Source organism: Exiguobacterium sp. s160 (genome assembly GCF_018617575.1).
Taxonomy (GTDB): Bacteria; Bacillota; Bacilli; order Exiguobacteriales; family Exiguobacteriaceae; genus Exiguobacterium; species Exiguobacterium aestuarii_A.
On record NZ_JACSKK010000002.1, the window covers coordinates 466,585 to 476,025 of the forward strand.

General features: G+C 48.3%; 11 protein-coding genes. All 11 read right to left on the bottom strand.

What is annotated here, in order from left to right; all coding sequences use genetic code 11:
- Window positions 1-14 precede the first annotated feature (14 nt).
- Complete coding sequence (locus KNO86_RS08315) at window positions 15-899, bottom strand: VOC family protein (protein WP_214695076.1); 885 nt, start codon at window positions 897-899, stop codon at window positions 15-17.
- 14 nt (window positions 900-913) lie between these two features.
- Window positions 914-1,198, bottom strand: coding sequence for a putative quinol monooxygenase (locus KNO86_RS08320; protein WP_214695078.1), 285 nt, complete (start codon window positions 1,196-1,198; stop codon window positions 914-916).
- Between the two features lie 103 nt (window positions 1,199-1,301).
- On the bottom strand, window positions 1,302-3,956 hold the full coding sequence (locus tag KNO86_RS08325; RefSeq protein ID WP_214695080.1) for an MMPL family transporter: 2,655 nt from the start codon (window positions 3,954-3,956) through the stop codon (window positions 1,302-1,304).
- A gap of 3 nt (window positions 3,957-3,959) precedes the next feature.
- On the bottom strand, window positions 3,960-4,403 hold the full coding sequence (locus tag KNO86_RS08330) for a MarR family winged helix-turn-helix transcriptional regulator (RefSeq protein WP_214695082.1): 444 nt from the start codon (window positions 4,401-4,403) through the stop codon (window positions 3,960-3,962).
- A gap of 111 nt (window positions 4,404-4,514) precedes the next feature.
- Window positions 4,515-4,988 carry a YfbM family protein gene (locus KNO86_RS08335; protein WP_214695084.1) on the bottom strand — a complete coding sequence of 158 codons (474 nt, stop codon included), beginning with the start codon at window positions 4,986-4,988 and terminating at the stop codon, window positions 4,515-4,517.
- Window positions 4,989-5,058: 70 nt separating this feature from the next.
- Window positions 5,059-6,000 (bottom strand): NAD(P)/FAD-dependent oxidoreductase, encoded by a 942-nt coding sequence (locus tag KNO86_RS08340; protein ID WP_214695093.1) that lies wholly within the window; start codon window positions 5,998-6,000, stop codon window positions 5,059-5,061.
- A 69-nt stretch (window positions 6,001-6,069) separates the two neighbouring features.
- A complete protein-coding gene (locus KNO86_RS08345; RefSeq protein ID WP_214695095.1) occupies window positions 6,070-6,756 on the bottom strand; it encodes a DUF975 family protein in 687 nt (228 codons plus the stop codon).
- An 84-nt stretch (window positions 6,757-6,840) separates the two neighbouring features.
- Complete coding sequence (locus KNO86_RS08350; protein ID WP_012727632.1) at window positions 6,841-7,059, bottom strand: helix-turn-helix domain-containing protein; 219 nt, start codon at window positions 7,057-7,059, stop codon at window positions 6,841-6,843.
- Between the two features lie 9 nt (window positions 7,060-7,068).
- Window positions 7,069-7,548, bottom strand: a complete 480-nt coding sequence (locus KNO86_RS08355; RefSeq protein WP_214695096.1) for a DUF2975 domain-containing protein — start codon at window positions 7,546-7,548, stop codon at window positions 7,069-7,071.
- Window positions 7,549-7,662: 114 nt separating this feature from the next.
- Window positions 7,663-8,226, bottom strand: coding sequence for a YdhK family protein (locus KNO86_RS08360; protein ID WP_214695098.1), 564 nt, complete (start codon window positions 8,224-8,226; stop codon window positions 7,663-7,665).
- A 141-nt stretch (window positions 8,227-8,367) separates the two neighbouring features.
- The coding region (glmS, locus tag KNO86_RS08365; RefSeq protein WP_214695100.1) for a glutamine--fructose-6-phosphate transaminase (isomerizing) at window positions 8,368-9,441 on the bottom strand (1,074 nt) is incomplete at its 5' end.

The window sequence follows — 9,441 nt, forward strand, 5'->3', positions numbered from 1 at the left end:
CTCGGGAGGTTTGTTTAATAGGCTTTACGCAACGTCGCGATATCGAGTTTTTTCATGGGCAGACACGCCTGTACGACTTGTTCAATCTGCTCTTGCGAACCGACCGTCATCATCTCTTCCATTTCCCACGGAATGATTTGCCACGAGACGCCGTATCGATCTTTCAGCCAACCGCATTCCTCTGCTTCCGGTACAGCCGATAACCGCTGCCAGTACGTATCGACTTCGTCTTGTGTCTCACAAAAAGCGATGAGCGACTGTGTTTCATCAAATGAAAACATATGATTTTCATTACTGTCCATCACGACAAATTCTCGACCGGATAAGACGAAACGGGCATAGTTGATTTTCCCGTCGAGCTCGTCGCCATCTTCTTCCGTGTATCGTACCGTATGTCCGTCCAGTACATACGAATCTTTGAAAATGGAAATCCAATCATTCATCGCCGCCTCGGCGCGACCGAATGCTTCCTGGACAAACAAGAGGCATGGCGTCACGAGCTGAATGTCCATCCCCCCATCATGCATGACTTGCCAAGAAACCCCGTAGCGGTCCTTCAACCACCCATAACGCTGGCTGAAGTCGTACGTATCTAATGGAATCAAGATTTCCGCTCCGTCAGATAATCGTTCCCACAGCGCATTGATTTCTTCTGTCGTCGGGAGGGATACCATATAAGAAACGGACGGATTTCGTTCTTTTGTGGTACCTCCCCCGAGTAACTGAAAGAACTGTCCAGCAAGTGATAACGTCACAATCGTCGTCTCGCCCGCTGGCGAGCTTGAAAATTTCGTCGTATAGTCGACAAACGAATCTGGAAAGATGGATACATACAACTCGGCGATTTCCTCGACGTTCCCCTCAAACCAAATACACGGGATCACAGGTTGCGTAATCAAGAGAAAGTCTCCTTTCAGACTTCATGCAAACGATAGACGTCACGCACGGCGAGAAGCTCCCCGGCTTCGTCACGATATGCCTGATAATGCGACGAATGGATGTGGTGATCGAGCGCCTCTTCGTCTTTGTACTTTTCATAGAAGACAAACGTTCCTGGTGCATCGATTGCTTCGTGAAGAACGTACGCAAGACATCCGTCTTCCGCTCGTGACGGTGGAATCACACGATGCAATGCCTCACGTAACGCTTCTTCTTTACCAGGATGGGCTTTCAAGATTGCAGTAATGACGATTTCCATACAGTATTCCTCCTTCGATAATGGACCTGCCTTTCTGTTCCCGAATCTACCGCAATCTATCCCAAAAAACGGATATCTCATCGTACGAGACATCCGTTTCTGTTTATGACTTTTTCTTTTGTCGGAACGGCCACCAAACACCGTCACCGAACGAAATCGTAATGGCTGGAATCAAGAGTGGCAATACAATCAATCCGTATAGCAACAGACCAGTAATGACGATGGTCGCAATCTGAACGAGACTGAGCACGCCTGACGGAATCATGGCGCCGAACGTCCCGGCTAGAATGACTGCGGCGGTCATAATGACGGTACCCATCTTCGTCATCGAATAGACGAGCGCATCACGGACCGTCTTCCCATTGATTGTCTCTTCCCGGAATCGATCCAGTAGGAAGATGGAATAGTCGATTCCAAGTGCAATCAACATGACGAATCCGAAGAACGGAACGGCCCAGCTGATTCCGTCATAGCCAAGACCTTCCACAAAGATCAGCTCTGTGATCGCTGCTGACGTATAGTACGTCAAGAGAAGCGAAGCAATCATATAGAGCGGCATGATCATCGAGCGGAACAATGCCGTCAAGACGATGAACAACGTCACGAGCATGATGGCTACCGTCCGATTGAAGTCGTTCGTTGACGTTTCATTCAAATCGCTGTTGATGCTTGAGATACCTGCGTATCCGATGGTCGCATCTGCATATGGTGTCCCCTTAACAGAGCGATCCATCGTCTCTTTAATCGTCTCGACGACATCAATCGCTTCTGGTGAGTATGGATCCATCTCCAGTATCACCTCGAGCTGAGTCGCTGTCTCTTCATCAAAGACATAGCGTTCGACGGCAGGGGAGAACTCATCTGATGTGAGTGTCCCTTCAGGAAGATAGACACCTGTCTCACGGAGCGAATCTGCTTCACTCAACTGTTGCAAGAACGAAACCGCTTCGCCAAGGCCCGACTCGATTTGTCCTAATCCGTCGTTCGCTTCGCCAACACCTGTCGCGAGTTGCGATAGTCCGGTGCTAAGTTCACCAACCTGAGACCCTTGCGCATTCAATGCGGAGGCGGCTTCACTGATGCCCGATTCGATTTGTGTGAGCCCTGCCGACACTTGACCGAGCTGTCCGACTGCAGCAGGGATGTTTTGAGTCGCTGTCAATCCTTGGCCAATGAGTCCAAGCTGACCATTCAACTGATTCAGCCCAGCTGCTGCTTCAGTAAGTGGCGCCCCTGCATCGGTTGAACCGCTTGGCAATTGTCCGACGACCGCGTTCAGCCCTTGCTCAATTTCATCTAATCCGGCCTGGACATCACCGAGACCCGTCTGTGCGTCAGACAAGCCTTCACTGAGTTCACCGAGTTGCGTGTCGACATAGAAATCGTCGATGACTTCACCAGTCGGGCGTGTGAGCGCACGCACACCGCTCACTCCATCGACTTTTTCGAGCTCACTTGCGAACATTTCAATGTACGGAACTTCCGATTCTATAATGGCTTGATCTTGTTTCAAAATGATTTGTACCGGAAGGGATTCCCCTTGACCGAACCCTTCTGAAATCAAATTCAATCCACGAACCGAATCGTACCCGTCTCCAATCTCATCGACCGTATTGAACGAACGGGCATCGTCATACGTGAACAGGACTGGCACCGTAATCAATCCAACGACCAAAATCGATACGAACGGGCGATTGACCGACAATCGACTCAATCCAGCCCAGAGCTTGCTATCATGATGCTCGCCTGCTTTCTTCGATGGCCAGAACAGTCGTTGCTTGAGCGTCGCCATAAAGAATGGGACGACCGTGAAGAGAATCAACAGTAACACCGCAATCCCGACTGCGACGGCGACGGCTGATTTGAAGATCGGAAAATCTGCAAATCCGATGGCCGCAAAACCGACGAAGACCGCGAGCCCACTGATCAAGACCGTCCGTCCTGCCGTCTTATATGTGTTGACGATTGCGTCTTCAATCGCATGCCCCGCACTCAGCTCCTCTTTGTAACGGCTAAGAAGTAGGATACAGTAGTCTGTCCCAATCCCGAACAAGATGGCCACGAGGAATATTTGTGTGTAGTTCGATACCGGGAATCCGAACCAATCCACAAAGAACGCGACAAACGATTGGCTCAATAAATACGTGAAGCCGACCGCGATGAGTGGAATGAACGGTGTCACGATAGAACGGAACACGAGGAGCAACAATCCAAAAATCAATACGACCGTGATGATTTCCGTCTTTTTCAATCCTTCTTGGGCACTCAAGTTCACATCATTGTTAATGATTTCTTCCCCAGTGATATATACTGTTTCCTCTTGAGGAAGCACGTTTTCACGGACATCATCAGCAAACGCATTGATTTCTTCTGTCGTACCTTCGACCGTGATCGGGACGAGGACGATGCGTCCGTCTTCTGAGACGAGCTGTGCCTCTGTCTCCTCACTTTCAAACGGATCGAGAACATCCGTCACGACCGTTTCATTCTGTCTAAGCTCTTCGATGACACGAGCGACATCCGTTCGCTCGGTTTCGCCAATCGACTCGAACTCGTAGACGAACGAGATGGTTTTATCACTTTTCCCGGCCTCATCTAAAATCGCTTGTGCACGCTGAGAGTCCATATCGTCCGCTAGCTGAAAACTACCAGCTTCTTCTGCTTGCTTTGTTAAGTTCGGCGCTACGACAAATAGTACCGCCGTCAATACGATGAGGGAAATGAGGATTCCCCAACGCCATTGAATGATTTTATGCACGTATTATTCCTCCCCGATTCGGAGCAATTGTTTTATTTTCCGGAACGTCCGGACAAATTGCTCAATTTCAATTTCGTCTACTTCTCCATCGATGAGGGATTCTACATATCGATAGACGGCACCGTCCACTTCCTCGACGAGCCGCTTTCCTTCTGAGGTCAATTCAATCAAACGTTCGCGCTGATCCTTGCCACGTCGACTCGTGACAAGTTCTTTTTCGACCAGTTTTTTGAGTCGATTCGAGACCGCACTTTTATGGACACCTTGCTTTTGTGCCAATTGCCCAGCAGGGGTCGGTCCAAATTGATCAAGCAACTTCAACAGTTGGAGTTGTTCACGCGAATACTCACGCCAGACATCCCCTTCCATCGCTTCGATAACATGTTCCGTCCCATGGAACATCACTTCTTCAAATAACTGCACGGCTTCGCGCATCAATGCTTTCATTTTTAGTTTACCCCCTAAACTAGATGGTTATAGTTTATGCCCTAAACTAAATGACGTCAAATAAAAAGACCGATAAGGAGAATCCTATCGGCGCAACATATCAGTCGTATTTTATCCGATCCATGTAATCAACCCTTCTTGCTTTTGTGACGCGGATGAAAAAATCGCTTTCAATTCCTCGAACTGTTCGAGCAAGTATTGCTTCTCCTCACTTCCCCACCCTCTCTCGAATGGGTAAAGTTCATGCGCATTCATCCTCGTCGCCTCATAACGTGATTCAAGGGCATCTCGTTCAATATAGTGAAGTCGGGTCGCTAAGTCTTTCACTTCTGATGAAGTCAAATAGGCCGTCCCTGTCTCCTCTTCGATTACCATTCCGCCGAAAATCGTTCTACCGAGGGAGTGACGATCAATGTCGTCCAAGTCCGCTTCTCCGGTCAGCAAAAAGTACAGTCCGTGCCACGCTTTATCGATATCCGATTGTCTTTCCTCGTACGTGTACAATTCCTCGAAATAATCAGGTTCATCAAGTAACCGCGCCAACTCATCATCTGTTACTCGCAAGTAAGTTCCAATCATCCCCATATGAGTGCCCCTCTCCAGTTCGTTTGTCTGTCTATTCGTCATCAAAACGAAAAAACCTTCCGTAGAAGGTTTAAACGATTGCCTTGGCGACACGTAGACCAGATAAATAGGCACTCTCAAATCGAGTACGTCCGGATGGATCATCCGCTTCAAGAAAGATATCGCCAGCTAAATAGATGGGATGATGGCTTACCCGATAAAACGGTTCATGCCACACGTCTTTCGCTTGCGCATAGCGCCACCGTTTCAATTGCCGTGACACGATGTCGATATCGCCAACTTCCTCTCGGAATAACCGCTCAATCTCTACAAGTGTCTCCTCTTCCGGTCGCTCATACCACTCCTCACTCCACGCTTCTTCCATATAGACGCTGATGAGCGAGGTCGCAGTAATTCCTTTTTGCTGATTATTGATCACCTTCAACAATCCAGGTGTCAGGTCATAATCGAGAATCCCATCTTCCCCAATCTGTACACCACCTGTACATTCGAAAAGACCGACGAACGTCGGCGCATACACGAGACGTCGCAAGGAAGGTTCAACCTGATCAACTAAACTCCCGAGTAATTCGAACGATTGCGAAAGCGGTGCCGTCATCACGATTTGGTCGTATGAACGTTCCGTCACGTCAGTCTTTACGGTAACGGCGCCACCCTCCTCCATATGGACGTACTCCACATGCTCATTCAAGTGTACCGTCAATCCTTCTGCCAAATGCTTTGCAAGTCCATTCATCCCTTTTGTCCCCACGTATCGCGGATAAGGGTCCGCGTACCAGACACGCACCCAGTTCGCACTCATCCACGACTGTACCTCGCGTTTGAGCTCTTCCCCACGTACGGTGAAATAGACGGCCCCGTGATCCGCTTGTCCGTCACCGATTCGGCGAGTTGCCAAACGTCCCCCGACGCTTTGGCTCTTTTCGATCAATTCAACCGTATTACCTCGACGTGCGAGTTCACGCGCTGCGATGATTCCGCTCAGACCAGCCCCAATGATTCCAATCTTCATTCAGCATTTCCCCTTTCCTTCATGAAGATTGTAGCATGCTCATTCCTTTCAACCTCTATTTGATATGCTTCAGGCTGGTTTGTTCCATTGTTCGTCGTACGCCCGACGCGAATCTTCATACATAACAGCGAAACGCGCAACTACCAACGGACGAACAAGTGAAGTTGCAACCAATAGAGACCAGGATGACAGAATCGGTAATTTGAAAACAATACTTAACGTGAGACCCGTCAGAAAGACCGGAATCATTGGCAAGATTAATTTAAATGCTTCCCATTTCTGTCCACGCATCATCCCACGAGATTTTGTAATCGCTTCTATAGGGGACAAATGAGGCTCATCTCGCAATATAAAGAAAGTGAATGCATAAGAAAAATACTTTATGATTCCTGGAACGATTAGAAGCAGTCCCCATAATAGTTGGAAAAGAACCGTGAGTAGGAACGTGGCCAAATTTAAGCGGTAGCCCTTTCGGAACGGTTTAAATACATTTTGAAAGTGCAATTCCTTATTTCGCACCGTATCTAAAATGACCCAATTGTATCCGATATACATTGGCAAAGACATCACATACAGGATGAGTCCAATCACACTAATCGTCATAAGAATAGTAGAACTGTGTTGGATTCCGTAATACGTTGGATCTATCATAAGCCACAATTCCACTAAAATCGCCATTGCAAAAGACCAACCGATAAGTTTTCCGATTTTTCCTTTTAAGGCTTCATGGGTCCGTTCTGTCCATGTTTGAACCATTTTCTAGTCTCCCTCTGAATGATTTATCTTATATACGCTATATCGTTCAAATACGTTTCATGTTCACACAAAAAAAGCAGAGATTCACTCTGCTCGTTCGTCCGCTCGATATTCTAGTATGTCCCCCGGTTGACAGTCGAGCGCTTCACAAATCGCTTCGAGCGTCGAAAAACGAATCGCTTTCGCTTTTCCATTCTTTAAAATCGACAAGTTTGCCATGGTGATCCCGACCCGCTCCGATAGTTCTGTCACACTCATTTTCCGCTTCGCTAACATCACATCTAGATTCACAATCATCGCCATGTTCTCACCTCAGACCGTCAAATCGATTTCTTGTTTCATATCAATGGCTCGCTTTAATAATTTCTGTAACAACTCAGCAAAGACGGCGATGACAAATGCCGCGAACACGAAGATGAACCCTAGAACGAAGAAACCTGGGGAATCATCGCGTTCGGCGAACCAATAGAAGAAGGGAAGCAACGCCGTATAGATGACCGTGATGGTCAATGCACAATACTTGATCACTCGAAGTACTTTCACCGCTCCATAGGAGAACGCCTCATTCCGATCAATCAATCCTAGCAAGGTAAACGTCTGGAACAGAGCTATGAAATATGGGACTGCTGCCACATACATCCCCACGACAATCGGACGCATCGAATTCGCAATCCATCCCCCGCTCTCGGTTGCGTCTCGCCAAAGAAACGGAAGTAAAAAGATACAGGCTGCAAGAATCGGAATGGCTAAGACAATCACCGATAGTTTCAAGAAGACGGTTTCTCGTTTCACCTGTCATACACCTCACTCATTTTATTTCCTTTATCATACGCCCTTATTTATCGTTTATCAATAAATATTTATCGAAAAAAATAGACCTCGAGATGTACTCGAGGTCTACTTCATTCATTTCATCGCTTCTAGTTCACTTTCGGTCACCCATTTATGGTTTGTGACCTCTTCTCCATCTTCCGTCGTGTAATCCACCATATAAACCGTCGTCTCTTCAGCCATATCAATTGTCGCTTCTGCGCCATCCATGCCCTCCATGTGATCAGCGGCCAAAACGACTTGTTCACCTTCTGCTAATGGCGTGTCGCCCGGATTCTCGAGCTCCTCATGAATCACCCATTTGTGATTCTGTACCGGATCACCGCCTGTCGTCGGTGTATAACTGACTGCGTATACAGTCGTATCATACGCACCGACAATCGTGGCTTCGACACCTTCCATCCCCGGCATATGATCCGCTGTCATCATCGCTGTCGACCCGACCGGATATGTCGGATCATTCGTTTCCATCAGTCCGTCTGGTATCTCTCCAGACCCCGAGTGGTCCATTGCCGAATGATCCATGCTTTGTTCTTCTGACATCTCCATCGATGTATCGTCCGCCGTATCCCCGCATGCGGCTAACGATGTAGCGAGCACGATGACACCTAAGCCCGTCATCCATTTCTTCTGTTTCATCGAATCTCTCCTTTTATTCATACTCACGTTGAGTGTACCCGCTCTATCGGGGAAACAGACATTTTTGAGAACGTTCCGATGATTTGTTAACTGACTGAAACAAAAAAGGCCAAAATCCCGAAAGATTCTGGCCATGGAAGATTATTCAACTGTTACAGACTTCGCCAAGTTACGTGGCTTGTCGACATCACAGTCGCGGGCAAGTGCCGCATAGTACGAGATGAGTTGAAGTGGAAGAACCGTCACGAGTGGCGTGAGAAGTGGTTCAACACGTGGAAGAACGAATGCATCGTTTTCATGCTCCATGCCTTCCATTGAAATCGTACAAGCTACTGCACCACGCGCCACAACTTCTTTGATGTTTCCACGAATGTTGAGGTGTGTGTTCGGTTGAGACACAAGCGTGATGACCGGTGTCCCATCTTCAATCAACGCGATCGGTCCGTGTTTGAGTTCCCCACCTGGGTATCCTTCTGCTTGGATGTATGAGATCTCTTTGAGCTTCAATGCGCCTTCAAGACCTACATATGAATCCAATCCACGTCCGAGGAAGAATGCGTTACGTGATTCTTTCAAGAACTTATCAGCAAGCTCTTCAAAGATTTCTTTTTGTGCCATAATCGAGTCCATCGTTGTTGCAACGAGTGCGAGCTCTTGCATCAAATCAAACGGAAGTTTCTTCCCGTTCGCACGAGCGATGTCGTACGCGAGAATCGCGAGGACGGCGATCTGTGCCGTGTACGCTTTCGTCGACGCGACCGCGATCTCCGGTCCTGCGTGGAGGAGCATCGTCTCGTTCGCTTCACGCGAGAGTGTCGATCCCGCTACGTTTGTTAACGTGAGCGCTTTATGGCCAAGCTTTTTCACTTCGACGAGAACGGCACGGCTGTCCGCTGTCTCACCTGATTGTGAGATGAAGAGGAAGAGTGGCTTCTCTGTCAAAAGTGGCATGTTGTAACCGAACTCTGACGCGACGTGTACTTCAGTCGGTACACCTGCGACGCGCTCGATCAATTGCTTCCCAACAAGACCAGCGTGGTAACTTGTACCACACGCGACGATATAGACGCGGTCTGCTTCCGAGACGAGTTCACGCACGCCGTCCGTGAGTTCGATGTCGCCGTTCTCGTTCTGGTAGTGCTGGATGATGTTGCGGATGACGGCCGGCTGCTCGTCCATCTCCTTCAACATGTAGTGCGCGTACGTGCCCTTCTC